The 13,611-nt window shown below is 55.2% G+C and carries 15 protein-coding genes; 8 read left to right on the top strand and 7 right to left on the bottom strand.

Features of this window, described 5'->3' with window-relative positions:
- Positions 1-35: 35 nt before the first annotated feature.
- On the top strand, positions 36-530 hold the full coding sequence (locus tag ACGKZZ_RS01350) for an FxsA family protein (protein ID WP_411221630.1): 495 nt from the start codon (positions 36-38) through the stop codon (positions 528-530).
- A gap of 66 nt (positions 531-596) precedes the next feature.
- A complete protein-coding gene (gene secB / locus ACGKZZ_RS01345) occupies positions 597-1,103 on the top strand; it encodes a protein-export chaperone SecB (protein ID WP_411221629.1) in 507 nt (168 codons plus the stop codon).
- 3 nt (positions 1,104-1,106) lie between these two features.
- Here the strand turns inward: secB and dnaQ are convergent, their stop codons facing one another.
- Genes dnaQ through ACGKZZ_RS01325 form a run of 4 tightly spaced genes read right to left on the bottom strand, consistent with a single transcriptional unit; the run spans position 1,107 to position 3,808 of the window.
- Positions 1,107-1,796: a DNA polymerase III subunit epsilon gene (gene dnaQ, locus ACGKZZ_RS01340; RefSeq protein WP_411221628.1), complete on the bottom strand. Its 690-nt coding sequence runs from the start codon at positions 1,794-1,796 to the stop codon at positions 1,107-1,109.
- On the bottom strand, positions 1,789-2,382 hold the full coding sequence (gene coaE, locus ACGKZZ_RS01335) for a dephospho-CoA kinase (RefSeq protein ID WP_411221627.1): 594 nt from the start codon (positions 2,380-2,382) through the stop codon (positions 1,789-1,791). Before coaE ends, dnaQ begins: the two co-directional genes overlap by 8 nt.
- Positions 2,379-3,212: a shikimate dehydrogenase gene (locus ACGKZZ_RS01330; RefSeq protein ID WP_411221626.1), complete on the bottom strand. Its 834-nt coding sequence runs from the start codon at positions 3,210-3,212 to the stop codon at positions 2,379-2,381. Before ACGKZZ_RS01330 ends, coaE begins: the two co-directional genes overlap by 4 nt.
- Complete coding sequence (locus ACGKZZ_RS01325) at positions 3,209-3,808, bottom strand: Maf family protein (protein WP_411221625.1); 600 nt, start codon at positions 3,806-3,808, stop codon at positions 3,209-3,211. Before ACGKZZ_RS01325 ends, ACGKZZ_RS01330 begins: the two co-directional genes overlap by 4 nt.
- Positions 3,809-4,318: 510 nt before the next feature.
- Here ACGKZZ_RS01325 and rho point away from each other — a divergent pair.
- The 6 genes from rho to ACGKZZ_RS01295 are packed head-to-tail and all read left to right on the top strand — an operon-like array spanning position 4,319 to position 11,092.
- Positions 4,319-5,587 carry a transcription termination factor Rho gene (gene rho, locus ACGKZZ_RS01320; protein WP_411221624.1) on the top strand — a complete coding sequence of 423 codons (1,269 nt, stop codon included), beginning with the start codon at positions 4,319-4,321 and terminating at the stop codon, positions 5,585-5,587.
- Positions 5,588-5,608: 21 nt separating this feature from the next.
- The gene (gene mnmE / locus ACGKZZ_RS01315) at positions 5,609-6,892 is read left to right on the top strand and encodes a tRNA uridine-5-carboxymethylaminomethyl(34) synthesis GTPase MnmE (protein ID WP_411221623.1); all 1,284 of its coding nucleotides are present in this window, start codon (positions 5,609-5,611) and stop codon (positions 6,890-6,892) included.
- A gap of 3 nt (positions 6,893-6,895) precedes the next feature.
- Entirely contained in the window at positions 6,896-8,776 is a 1,881-nt protein-coding gene (gene mnmG / locus ACGKZZ_RS01310; RefSeq protein ID WP_411221622.1) for a tRNA uridine-5-carboxymethylaminomethyl(34) synthesis enzyme MnmG, read from the top strand.
- Positions 8,776-9,369: a 16S rRNA (guanine(527)-N(7))-methyltransferase RsmG gene (gene rsmG / locus ACGKZZ_RS01305; RefSeq protein ID WP_411222187.1), complete on the top strand. Its 594-nt coding sequence runs from the start codon at positions 8,776-8,778 to the stop codon at positions 9,367-9,369. The genes mnmG and rsmG overlap by 1 nt, the downstream gene beginning before the upstream one ends.
- Positions 9,362-10,174 (top strand): ParA family protein, encoded by an 813-nt coding sequence (locus tag ACGKZZ_RS01300; RefSeq protein ID WP_411222186.1) that lies wholly within the window; start codon positions 9,362-9,364, stop codon positions 10,172-10,174. The genes rsmG and ACGKZZ_RS01300 overlap by 8 nt, the downstream gene beginning before the upstream one ends.
- Before the next feature lie 9 nt (positions 10,175-10,183).
- Positions 10,184-11,092, top strand: a complete 909-nt coding sequence (locus ACGKZZ_RS01295) for a ParB/RepB/Spo0J family partition protein (protein WP_411221621.1) — start codon at positions 10,184-10,186, stop codon at positions 11,090-11,092.
- Between the two features lies 1 nt (position 11,093).
- Here the strand turns inward: ACGKZZ_RS01295 and hemW are convergent, their stop codons facing one another.
- The 3 genes from hemW to rph are packed head-to-tail and all read right to left on the bottom strand — an operon-like array spanning position 11,094 to position 13,553.
- Positions 11,094-12,269, bottom strand: coding sequence for a radical SAM family heme chaperone HemW (hemW, locus tag ACGKZZ_RS01290; protein WP_411222185.1), 1,176 nt, complete (start codon positions 12,267-12,269; stop codon positions 11,094-11,096).
- Complete coding sequence (gene rdgB, locus ACGKZZ_RS01285) at positions 12,232-12,843, bottom strand: RdgB/HAM1 family non-canonical purine NTP pyrophosphatase (protein WP_411221620.1); 612 nt, start codon at positions 12,841-12,843, stop codon at positions 12,232-12,234. The genes hemW and rdgB overlap by 38 nt, the downstream gene beginning before the upstream one ends.
- A complete protein-coding gene (gene rph, locus ACGKZZ_RS01280) occupies positions 12,840-13,553 on the bottom strand; it encodes a ribonuclease PH (RefSeq protein WP_411221619.1) in 714 nt (237 codons plus the stop codon). Before rph ends, rdgB begins: the two co-directional genes overlap by 4 nt.
- Positions 13,554-13,611 lie beyond the last annotated feature (58 nt).

The raw sequence follows: 13,611 nt of genomic DNA, 5'->3' as shown, positions 1-13,611 counted from the left end.
GTCCACCGCACGCCCGGCGAAAGGAGTGTCTCGATATGTGGCTTTTTGTGGCTTTTTTGCTGGTCCCGCTGATCGAGATCGGTTTGTTCATCCAGATCGGCGGTTTGATCGGCCTTTGGCCCACGCTTGGGATCGTGGTCCTGACGGCGGTGATCGGCACATATTTGGTCCGCTCCCAAGGGTCTTTGGCGCTCGATAATCTGCGCGGTTCCTTTTCTCGACTGGAAGATCCGTCAGAGCCATTGGCACATGGCGCAATGATCCTCCTGGCCGGCGCTCTATTGCTCACGCCGGGATTCTTCACCGATTTTGTCGGGTTCGCGCTGTTGGCACCACCGGTGCGGGATATGGTCATCACCTATCTGCGCAAACGCATCACGGTTCAGCGTTTTGAAATGGGTCCACAGACCGATCCCCGTGCGAGCCAATCGCGCCCGAAGCCGCGCGATGTGGTCATCGAAGGCGATTTTCAGGACATTACCGACAAGAAAAAGCCGACCCATCCCAGTTCCGGCTGGACCAAGCATTGAGGACGCTGACGGCTGCTGTTAAGCATCGCTGGATTTATTGAAACGCTCGATCCGAGGGAGAGACACATGGCTGATACGCCCGAAACAGGCGCAAACGGTGCCGCAGAGCAACCTGCGCCGATCAAGATGAACGTGCTCGCACAGTTTGTGCGTGATTTGTCGTTTGAAAACATTCTGGCTCAAAAAGGTGTGCAGGGCGAAGTGCAGCCTGATGTTCAGTTGCAGGTCAATCTCGATGCCAAGAAACGCACGCCTGATCACCAATTCGAAGTGATCCTGAAAGTTCAGGTCACATCCAAAGCCAAGGAAAGCGGCGATACCCTGTTCGTGCTGGAGCTGGAATACGCCGGCGTCTTCCACGTCGAAAACGTACCGGAAGAACAGCTTCATCCGTTCCTTCTGATCGAATGCCCCCGGATGTTGTTCCCGTTTGTACGCCGCATCGTCAGCGACGTGACACGCGATGGTGGGTTTCCGCCGCTCAACCTTGAAACGATTGATTTCGTTCAACTTTATCGCACCGAACTGGCCCGCCGGGCAAGCGCGCAAAAGTCCGAGACGGCAGACGCCTGAACGTCAGGCGCGCTTCCAGAGAGCGCTTTCTCCCAGAGTTTCGACAAAGGCGGCATGTGCCGCCTTTTCGCTATCCGACAGACGGGGCGGCAACGGGGTGGGGCGCGGTTGCGGCCGCCAGTTTTGTCCGCCGTCTCTCTGCGCTGATCGGTCTTGCGACACGCTCAAAGCGAAATCCGGCTGCTTGCCGCCAATCAATTCAAGATACACTTCGGCCAAAATCTCGGAATCGAGCAATGCGCCGTGAAGCGTGCGTGCAGTGTTGTCGATGCCGAAACGGCGGCAGAGTGCATCCAACGAGGCTGGCGAGCCGGGAAATCTGCGCCGCGCAATGGCCAGCGTATCAATCGCCTGGTCAAACGGAATGGGCGCTCGTTTGACCCAAGACAGCTCGGCATTGAGAAACTTCATGTCGAAGGCCGCATTGTGGATAATCAGCTTTGCGTCAGCTATGAAATCGACGAACGCCTGCGCGATATCGACAAAAACCGGTTTGTCGCGCAGGAAATCGTCGCCCAGACCGTGAACCTCGAATGCTTCCTGCGGCATGGCGCGTTCGGGATTGATATATTGATGATACGTCCTGCCCGTTGGAACATGGTTGAACAGCTCAACCGCGCCGATTTCGACAATCCGGTCGCCCTGATCCGGCTCGAACCCTGTCGTTTCGGTATCAAGAACAATCTCACGCATTGCTTACCCGTTCCTTGATTTCCTCGATGATATCCTGAACCTGCGCTCGGGCGTGTTCAAGCGTGGTGGTGTCTATCACAAAATCCGATCGTGCGATCTTTTCCGCATTTGGCATCTGTTTGTCGCGGATCGCGAGAAATTCCTCTCGGGTCATCGTGCCACGCTCGAGGACCCGGCTTTCCTGGATTTCAGGCGATACAGAGACACAGGCAACGGCGTCCATCTCGGAATCCGACCCGGTTTCGAACATCAGGGGGATGTCGAACACAAGGATGTCAGACTTGGCGCGGTTGGCAAATTCCAAACGATCCTCGCGAACAAGAGGGTGTACGATTACCTCGATCCGGCGCAAAGCGCTCGGGTCTTTGCCGATGATCTCGCGCAGGGCCGAACGATCTACCGCGTGATCCATGACAGCGGTGGGGAAGGCCGCGCCGATAGCCGAAACGGCCGCGCCGTCCTTGCGGTAAAGGCGATGCACCGCAGCATCGGCATCCCATACCGCGCAGCCAGCATCCGCAAACATCTGCGCAGTTGTTGATTTTCCCATGCCGATTGAGCCTGTCAGCCCCAGCCGGAACGTCACCGTAACACCGCCGCGCGCACATGGTCGTCCACCACTGGACGCTTCCCAAACCAGCGCTCGAAACCGGGAACCGCCTGGTGGAGCAGCATGCCCAAACCGTCAACCACCCGGCAGCCGCGCTCCTCCGCCGTTGCCAATAGCCGTGTTCGCAAAGGGGTGTAAACCAGGTCGTTCACAATCGTCCCCGGGCGCAACCCGTCCAGTGGAATGCGCAGATCGGGTTTGCCCGCCATGCCGAGCGACGTCGAGTTGACTACCAGATCCGCGTCATCAAGCGCATTGCCGGCCTGCACCCAGTCAATCACATGAACTTTGGGTCCGAAATCCTCGCGCAGCTTTTCCGCTCTGATGCGGGTGCGATTGGTCAACATGATATGCGGAACACCCACGTCCAGAAGCGATGCAATGACCGCGCGCGCGGCGCCGCCGGCCCCCAGCACAACAGCCGGGCCGGATTTTGGCATCCAGTCAGGTATGGTCTGTCGGATATTCTCGATAAAACCGTAACCATCTGTATTATCGGCGTGAATCCGGCCATCCTTGCGAAAGATCAGAGTATTTGCTGCGCCGATCAACGTCGCGCGATCAGTGATCAAATCCGCGATTTCCATCACGGTTTCCTTGTATGGAATGGTCACATTGGCGCCGACGAACCCCAGATCGGCAAGGCGCGGCAACATCTCGGCAATCTTCTCGGGGTCGATGTCAATCGGCACATAAAACCCCTTGAGCCCATATTTACGCAGCCAATAGCCATGCACGCTGGGACTTTTGGAATGTGCGATCGGGTGACCGATCACGCCGGCCAATGGAATTTTTTGCTCACTCATCCGTCGATCCGCCCGGTCAATGAAAGGTGGTTCAGCACCTCCAATAACGGAAGTCCCAACACTGTGAAATAGTCGCCTTGAACCTGTGTGAACAAGCGCGCGCCTTCTTCTTCCAGTTTATAACCGCCGACGGACTGCTGGATACTGTGCCAGTTCCGGGTCAAGTAGTCTTCAAGGTAAGTGTCGCTAAAATCGCGCATCCGGAGACGGACGACACCGACATGACGCCATTTCGGTGCTCCGTCTTCATATAGAACCGCTGCCGACAACAAGCTGTGCGACCGATTGCGCAACATTTTCAGTTGAGTGCGGGCGTCATCTTGCGACGTCGGCTTGCCAAAGATCCGGTTTTCGAACGACAGCACTTGATCGCAGCCCAAAACCAACGCGCCGGGGCGTTTGTCCGAGATCTTGCGGGCCTTCATTTCAGCCAGAGTGTCGGCGATATCACGCGGTGAGGCTTTGTCGATTTCAAGCGCGCGGCGCACGGCATCTTCGTCGATTCGCGCTACGGCAACCTCGAACCGCAAACCGGCGTTGCGCAGCAAATCGGCGCGGATTTCAGACCCTGAAGCCAGTACAAGATCAAGATTCATGTGGACAACTCTAAGGATAAACCCGGTTTCTATCCGTGTGGTTTTTGAGGAAAAGTGCAAGCTTGAGCAAGGTGTTCCGGATTTCGCGGAATCGCGCAGGAGAAATCCGGGCCTTGTACAGGGTGTGGATTGGATATCACGAAGCTGTTAACCAAAGGTGATCGCCACGAATTATCCACCACTAAAGCAGGGTTCCACTTTCGAAAATTTAACATTTCTCTCAATAATAACAATTACTTGATCGGAATTCTAGGCTTTTGTTGTCGACTTATACACGAGGTGGGATGATTTCCTCCCGTGGAGATAAGTCGTGTACAGTTCTATAATCCACAGCCAAAGCTCGACACTACTGACATCAAAAACCTTAATTTTCTCTTTATTTATTTAAGAAGCGCGGTCGTTTGACAGTCGTGATCCGTTTGGCTAAGAGCAGCACAGTCCTGTTCTGGATGAGCACCTTCCTAAGACCTTAGCGATAAGACCGCGATGATACGCGGTCCGGGATTTTTCATGACCGATAAACTTCATCTTGCCGATTTGAAGGCAAAAAGCCCCAAAGATCTTCTGGCTGTCGCCGAGGACCTTGAGATCGAGAATGCATCGACCATGCGCAAGGGCGAGATCATGTTCCAGATCCTGCGCGAGCGTGCGGACGATGATTGGACGATCTTCGGCGATGGTGTCCTTGAGGTTCTGCAAGACGGGTTCGGCTTCCTGCGATCTCCCGAGGCGAACTACCTGCCAGGTCCTGACGACATCTACGTTTCGCCCGAGATGATCCGGAAATTCGCTTTGCGCACCGGTGACACGATTGATGGTGAAATCAAAGCGCCTGAAGACAACGAGCGCTATTTCGCACTGATGGATTGCACGCAAATCAATTTCCAGGAACCTGAACGCGCCCGCCACAAGATCGCGTTTGATAACCTGACACCGCTTTACCCCGACGAACGCCTGAAGATGGAAATCGAGGATCCCACCATCAAGGATCGCTCTGCCCGCATCATCGACCTGGTCGCACCGATCGGCAAAGGCCAACGGTCGCTGATCGTCGCTCCGCCGCGGACGGGTAAAACTGTTCTTTTGCAGAATATCGCAAACTCGATCGAGCGAAATCATCCCGAGTGCTATCTGATTGTCTTGCTGATCGACGAACGGCCCGAAGAAGTCACCGATATGCAGCGGTCGGTGAAAGGTGAAGTGATCTCGTCGACATTTGACGAACCCGCGACCCGGCACGTCGCTGTCGCCGAAATGGTGATCGAAAAAGCCAAGCGCTTGGTGGAACATAAGCGAGATGTTGTGATCCTTTTGGATTCTATCACAAGACTTGGTAGAGCGTTCAACACTGTGGTGCCATCGTCCGGAAAGGTTCTGACCGGCGGCGTCGATGCAAACGCGCTTCAGCGGCCCAAGCGATTCTTTGGTGCGGCACGCAATATCGAAGAGGGCGGATCCTTGACGATCATCGCGACCGCCTTGATCGATACGGGCAGCCGTATGGACGAGGTGATCTTTGAGGAATTCAAAGGCACCGGTAACTCTGAAATTGTGTTGGATCGCAAGGTTGCGGATAAACGCGTGTTCCCCTCGATGGACATTCTAAAGTCTGGGACACGGAAAGAGGAACTGCTGGTCGACAAGATCGACTTGCAGAAGACGTTCGTCTTGCGCCGTATTCTGAACCCGATGGGAACCACGGATGCGATCGAATTTCTGATTTCGAAGTTGAAGCAGACGAAATCGAACGCAGAGTTCTTTGATTCGATGAATACTTAAGGCCTGCAAGGGTGCAATATCATGGACACGATCTTTGCGCTCGCCACGGTGCCGGGGAAATCCGGCGTCGCCGTCATCCGGGTGTCGGGACCCGAAGCGTTTCAGAGCTGTTCTTTTTTCGGATTCGACCCTTTTGAGCCGCGCCGTACACGCGTGCGCCGGCTAAACCACGCGACCCGAGGGTTTCTGGACGAAGCTCTCGTCGTGGTATTCGAAGACGGCAAAAGCTTTACCGGAGAGCCGGTCGTCGAATATCATCTGCACGGAAGCATCGCCATCATTCAAGCTGTTCTGAGTGCTTTGGGAGATCAACCGGGATTTCGCCCTGCTCTGGCAGGAGAGTTCACCAGGCGCGCTTTATCCAATGGAAAAATCGACCTCACACAAGTCGAAGCGCTGTCAGATCTGATTGATGCAGAAACCGAGATGCAGCGCAAACAGGCTTTGGACGGGTTTTCCGGCCGCTTGCGGGATGCGGCAGAAGGTTGGCGCGCAAACCTCATACAGGCATTGTCTCTGCTTGAGGCGACGATTGACTTTGCCGACGAAGACGTTCCGGTGGACGTCTCCGAAGACGTTTTGAGCTTATTGTCGGATGTGTTGTCGACCTTGGATCGCGAAATCAAGGGTTTTGGAGTGGCCGAACGGGTTCGAACCGGATTTGAGGTCGCAATTGTCGGGCCACCGAACGCAGGGAAATCGACGCTCTTGAATGCCTTGGCGGGGCGGGACGCTGCTATTACTTCGGAGATTGCAGGTACGACGCGTGACGTGATCGAAGTTCGGATGGATCTTGACGGGTTGCCAGTCACATTCCTTGATACCGCCGGGCTCCGTAAGACTGAGGATGAGGTCGAATCCATCGGGATCCAACGTGCCGTCGATCGCGCAGAGTCGGCGGATCTTCGGATTTTTCTGAAGGGGTCAGGGCCCTTTACCCACATTGTACCGAAGGACTTTGACATCGTGGTGCAGGGTAAATCCGATCTTCTAGAGAGCGGCGAAGGCGTCTCAGGCCTTACTGGGAAAGGAATCGAGCGCCTTGTTGTCAACGTGAAGCGTGAATTGGTATCGCGCCTATCGGGTGCGGGGCTGGTTTCGCATGAGCGGCAGAAAGTAGCCTTGGCAGAATCGCACTCTTATCTCTCGTCTTCTCTCGTGTTTGTATCCCGTGGTCCTGAACGCTATGATCTGGCATCAGAGGAACTGCGCGCCGCAATCTTCTCCTTGGAAAGACTTGTTGGACGGGTGGATGTGGAAGATGTGTTGGACAGGATATTTTCGAGTTTCTGCATCGGTAAGTGAGGAGTGTTTCACGTGAAACAATACGACTTCGACGTCATCGTTGTAGGAGGCGGACATGCGGGTTGTGAAGCCGCAGCGGCGTCCGCGCGCCTGGGCGCCAAGACTGCGCTTGTCACGCTAAACAAGGCCGGAATAGGTGTGATGTCATGCAATCCGGCGATTGGCGGTTTGGGCAAGGGGCACCTTGTTCGTGAAATTGATGCCTTTGACGGCTTGATCGGGAAGGTTGCGGATAAGGCGGGAATTCAGTTTCGTCTTCTCAATCGTCGAAAAGGCCCAGCAGTGCAGGGCCCAAGAGCGCAGGCTGACCGCCGTCTCTATCAACAAGAGATGCTCGCGAGCCTTATGAAATATGATAATATCAGTATCATAGAAGGCGAAGTGACTGATTTGATTTGCGATCAACATCGCATCGGTGGGATAGAGCTAGACCATAAAACGGAAATTACCGCTATCTCGACTGTTCTAACCACCGGGACGTTCCTGCGTGGCGTGATCCATATCGGAGACAGGAAAATCTCTGGCGGAAGAATGGGCGATCGTGCCTCTCATGGCTTGGCAACGGCATTGGAGCGCTTCAATCTTCCACTCGGTCGACTGAAGACCGGAACCCCGCCGCGCCTCGACGGCAGAACAATTGCGTGGAACGAACTTGACGAGCAGCCAGGCGACGACGTCCCGACGATGTTTTCGTTCATGTCGACGTCGCCGACAGCCCGTCAGGTTTCTTGCGCCATTACCCACACAAATGAAAAAACGCACGAGATCATTCGCGAAAATTTAAACCGATCGGCTATGTATAGTGGCCAGATTGAAGGTATCGGGCCAAGATATTGCCCGTCGATTGAAGATAAGGTTGTACGGTTTGCAGATAAACCATCACATCAGATTTTCTTGGAACCGGAGGGGCTGAATGATCATACGGTATATCCTAACGGGATATCGACCTCACTCCCGGAGGATGTTCAGCTCCAATATGTCAGGTCCATCAAGGGGCTTGAGAACGTTGACATTCTCCAGCCCGGCTATGCAATTGAATATGATTACGTAGATCCCCGCTCACTTGGTATGGATTTGTCGTTGAAGTGCTGTGAAGGCTTGTTTTTGGCCGGTCAAATCAACGGCACCACCGGTTATGAAGAAGCGGCTGCGCAGGGTCTTGTTGCGGGCTTGAATGCGGCCCGCCGAGTTCAGGGTCGCGAAGCAGTTCATTTCAGCCGAGCAGAAAGCTATATTGGCGTATTGATTGACGATCTCACGTCTCGTGGTGTCTCCGAGCCGTACCGCATGTTCACATCGCGGGCGGAGTATCGACTCTCGCTTCGCGCGGATAACGCCGATCAGCGTTTGACACCTAAAGCAATTGCACTTGGGTGCATTTCAAGTGAACGTCAACGACGGTTCGAATCCAAGTTGGCTGATTTGACTGCCGGGAAGCAGAAATTGCTAAACTTCTCTGTCACCTCCAAACAACTTTCAGATGCTGGGGTGCTGGTTGCGAAAGATGGAAGCCGTAGAAACGGGTTCGAAGCATTGGCCATGGAATGCGTGACATGGGGTGTTCTAGATCGGATGACCGACGCATTTAATGTGGTTGGATCTGAGGTTCGGGAACAATTGTCCAAGGATGCTCTGTACGCAAACTATGTGGAGCGTCAGAACAAGGATGTGGAAACGCTGCGTCGCGATGAAGCACAATTGATCCCGTCAGACTTCGTTTATGAATCGGTACACGGGTTGTCTAACGAGTTGAAGTCGAAGTTGATTTTGAACCAGCCTGGGAATGTGGCCCAAGCTTCGCGCATTGATGGGATGACTCCATCTGCGTTACTGTTGATACTCTCCAATCTTCGCGAGCAGTCTAGCACGAAGCGCTCCGCGTGATGAATGTTTCACGTGAAACAAGCGAGCGCTTAGCAATTTTTTTAGCTCTTCTAGAGAAGTGGTCGCCGAAAATTAATCTGGTTTCCGCTGATTCACTCAAACACTCTGTCGATCGGCACTTTCGTGACTCCGAACAAATCGCGCGACTTCGTTCGGTCGACGGAGATCGTTGGATTGATTTTGGATCGGGCGGGGGCTTTCCGGGCGCTGTTATTGCTATTATGAAAGCCGCGGGTGAGCCAGATACGACAGTGACGCTCGTGGAGAGCGATTTGAGGAAGGCGACGTTCCTGCGCACTGTTTCACGTGAAACAGGAGTAGGTTTCGACGTCCTCGCAGAGAGAATCGAGGCCCTGTCTCCACTCGGAGCGGACGTAATCACCGCGAGAGCGCTCGCGCCACTTTCGATACTGTTGGGGTATGCCGACCGCCATCTGTCCCAGGGCGGCACTGCCCTTTTTCCAAAAGGACGAACTTGGCGCAAAGAGGTCGCAGAGGCCGAAAAAACGTGGCGATTCACCTATCACGCGCATACAAGTGAAACTGACCCAGAAGCCGCGATCCTGGAAATTGGAGGCCTGTCTCGTGCATGATTTGTCACGCCCCGAAGGGCCCAAAATAATCGCCATCGCCAATCAAAAGGGCGGGGTCGGAAAAACGACGACGGCCATCAACTTTGCATCAGCCTTGGCTGAAATCGGTCAGAACGTTCTCGTGGTTGATCTCGATCCACAAGGCAACGCTTCGACCGGTCTCGGGATTATGCCGGAGAACCGTCGGGCAACCACGTACGACCTCTTGTTGGATGACTTTCCGCTTGCCGACATCATTTGCAAAACGCAGCAAGAGAATTTGAGCCTCGTGCCATCCACAACTGACCTCAGCTCGGCGGATATTGAGCTGATTGCAAATGAAAAACGCAGTTTTTTGCTGCACGACGCCCTGCGTCAAGCTGACATGGACCATTTCGGCTTCGACTTTGTCCTGATAGATTGCCCACCTTCGCTGAACCTTTTGACTGTGAATGCTATGGTCGCTGCGCATTCCGTCCTCGTCCCGCTCCAAAGCGAATTTTTCGCGCTGGAAGGTTTGAGTCAGTTGATGTTGACCATCCGTGAGGTTCGCCAAACGGCCAATCCTGATCTGCGCATAGAGGGCGTTGTCCTGACGATGTACGATGCGCGAAACAACTTGTCTCAATTGGTTGAGGCCGACGCGCGCGACAATCTTGGCGACTTGGTCTTCAAGACCGTCATACCCAGAAACGTCAGAGTCAGCGAAGCGCCTTCCTATGCGCTGCCCGTGTTAGAATACGATACCAACTCGAAAGGCGCGGCCGCATACCGCGCGTTGGCGCGCGAATTTCTTGAAAATCTCAAAACCAAAACGGCAGCTTAGGGGTCGATCATGTCCGAAAGAAAAGAACAGAGGCGCGGTTTGGGGCGTGGATTGTCCGCATTGATGGCGGATATTGAACCGAACTCCCAGGGCGCGGACACAGAGGCAGCTCGTCCCGCTCGCACGCTTCCGATTGAGCATCTGGTACCAAATCCCGATCAGCCCAGACGTCACTTTGATGCCGACTCGCTGGAGGATCTCACGAATTCCATTCGCAGCAAGGGTGTGATCCAACCTCTGATTGTACGGCCAAGCCCGAATTCGAATACGACATTTGAAATCGTAGCCGGCGAGCGGCGCTGGAGAGCGGCGCAGGCTGCTGGACTGCACGAACTTCCAGTGGTTTTGCGCGACCTTTCGGATGAAGATGTGCTAGAAATTGCAATCATCGAAAACATCCAGCGTGCGGACCTCAATGCAATCGAAGAGGCCGCGGGATACGAACAACTGATGTCACGGTTCGGCCATACGCAAGAAAAACTGGCGCAAGCACTTGGCAAAAGCCGCAGTCACATCGCAAACCTGTTGCGATTGCTGAACCTCCCGGACGCTGTGAAGACGATGGTTCAGGATGGCAAGTTGTCCGCAGGTCACGCGCGGGCCTTGGTCACCGCGCCGAATGCAGAAACGCTTGCGAGTGATATTGTCCGGCGCGGTTTGTCCGTGCGCGAAACCGAAAAGTTGGTCAAATCGGCGCTCAACCCTGAGAAAGAAACCGTTCGTAAAGAAACAACCAAGTCGCACCAAGACGAAAAGGACGCCGACACAAAAGCACTGGAAGCGGATCTGTCAGCCGCGCTCGGCATGAAGGTTGCGATCAATCACGACCCCGGCAAGGAGTCGGGTTCGCTGACCGTGAGTTACGACACGCTCGAAGATTTGGATGCCTTGTGTATGGTCTTAAGCGCAACTGGTTGAATCACGCTCTCGCACATTGCGAAATCAAATAGTTCAAGAGGGGTCGGCCCTGGTGGGTCGCGCCAATTCGGTCGCCGCTTTGCCAGATATAGCCATCCTCGACAAGTTGGCGTAGGCGAGCGTGATCAAGAATCGAGGCTACGTCGTCTATATATAGTCCTTCGCTAAGGCGTAGACCCATAATAAGGCGTTCTTCCGCCACATCTATGGGTGAGAGCGGATTCATACACTTGATTGCAGACCCCGAGGCTTCCTGCCTTAGCCATGCTTCGGGCTGTTTCCAACTTTCGGTGGCCCATCGCTGGTCCTTCAATGTCAATCGACCGTGTGCGCCCGGCCCAATTCCGGCATAGTCCCCGCCGCGCCAGTACAGTAAATTGTGTTTGGACTCCGCCCCTGCGCGAGCGTGGTTGGAAACTTCATAGGCAGGCATTCCCGCCGCGCTACACAGCTCCTGGGTCAACTCATAAAGATCTGCCCCGAGATCGTCGTTGGGCAGGCCTTTCAAGCCGCCACGCTGCGCGCGATCCCAGAAGGGCGTGCCTTCTTCTAGTGTGAGCTGGTAGAGCGACAGGTGATCGACCGCGAGATCCAACGCCCTTGAAAGTTCCGCGCGCCATTGATCCAGAGTTTGATCCTGTCGGGCATAAATTAGATCAAAGCTCACGCGGTCAAAGAACATCTTGGCGGTTTCGAACGCGGATAGCGCTTCTTGGACGGTGTGCAGACGTCCCAATCTGGCAAGGTCTTCGCCTTCGAGAGCTTGAACGCCGAGCGACACGCGATTGACACCTCGTTCAGCGTAGCCTTCGAATCTGTGCGCCTCTACCGAGGTGGGATTCGCCTCCAACGTGATTTCAACGTCATTGGCAAAACTCCACACATCACGCGCAGCGGACAGGACCGTGCCAACGGTTTCCGGCTCCATCAGGCTGGGCGTACCGCCGCCGAAGAAAACGGATGACACAACGCGTGGGCCGGTCTGCTCGCCGGTTCGTCTGATCTCGGACGCAAGCGCCTCGGACCACTTTTCTTGATCGACCGCCGATCTGACATGGCTGTTAAAGTCGCAATAGGGGCATTTCGCGGCGCAGAAAGGCCAGTGCACATAAAGGCCAAAGCCGCGGTCTTGCCAAAGCTCAGGCAAAGCAGCCCGCAACGAGCTTTTTAAACGCATCGGCGCGGTGGCTGATACGGTTCTTTTCCCAGCGGTCCATTTCACCGAACGTGAGATCATATCCGTCGGGCTGAAACACCGGATCGTAGCCATGCCCTTGATCCCCTCGGCCGGGCCACACCAGTTGACCGTCCATAGTGCCGGGGAACACTTCGTCATGCCCGTCAGGCCATGCCAGCACAAGCGTGCAGCAGAACCGCCCGGTCCAGGGCGGCGGCGCTCCGGTTTCACGGATGGCATTGTTGGCGCGCTCCATCGCCATTTGAAAGTCCCGGCCAGTTTCGGTCTCTGCCCAATCGGCAGTATGAACCCCCGGCGCTCCGTCCAAGGCGTCGATCTCCAAGCCGCTATCGTCCGACAGGGCAGGGAGACCGGTTGCTTTTGCGGCGGCGTGAGCCTTGATGCGCGCATTCTCCAGGAAGGTCGTGCCGGTTTCGTCGGGTTCGGGAAGGTTCATCTCGGCGGCGCCAACCACCGAGACATTGTAATCTTTCAAAAGATCCGCGATCTCGTCCAGCTTACCCCGATTATGGGTTGCCACGAGAAGCCGGTTTCCTTCGAACGTTCGAGTCATTCCGCTGCCTTAATTTGCATCGCGACAAGTTCCTGCACGCCGGAATCGGCAAGATCGAGCAATGCAGTCATCTGCTCACGAGAGAAAGTAGAGCCTTCAGCGGACATTTGTACTTCGATCAGCTGGCCGTCGCCGCGCATGATGAAATTGCCGTCAACACCGGCCTCGCTGTCCTCGGGGTAGTCAAGGTCAAGCACCGCCTGACCCGCATAGATCCCACAACTCACGGCCGCGACCGGTGAAATCAGCGGGTCGGTTTTGACATCTCCGATCTTCATCAGTTTGTTGACCGCAAGCCGCAATGCGACCCAACCGCCAGTGATAGAGGCACATCTGGTGCCACCATCGGCCTGGATGACGTCGCAATCGACGGTGATCTGGCGTTCGCCCAAGGCCACGCGATCCACACCGGCGCGCAGGCTACGGCCGATCAGGCGCTGGATCTCAACGGTGCGCCCCTGTTGCTTTCCGGCAGAGCTCTCGCGACGCATCCGGCTGGTGGTTGAGCGGGGGAGCATTCCGTATTCCGCTGTCACCCAACCAAGGCCCGACCCCTTGATAAAGGGCGGCACGCGGTCTTCGATTGTGGCTGTGCACAGCACATGGGTGTCGCCCATCCGGATCATGCAAGATCCTTCGGCGTGTTTGCTTATTCCGGTTTCGATTGAAACCTCGCGCATTTGGCTTAATTTCCGTCCTGACGGTCGCATGGGCATTTCCTTTGATTTCGGTGTACCGATACAGGCAGGCTTGCGGGGTTCGCAACCC

Source organism: Marivita sp. S2033 (assembly GCF_046592965.1).
In the GTDB taxonomy this organism is placed as follows: Bacteria; Pseudomonadota; Alphaproteobacteria; order Rhodobacterales; family Rhodobacteraceae; genus Marivita.
This window is presented reverse-complemented; position numbering and strand designations above follow the sequence as displayed.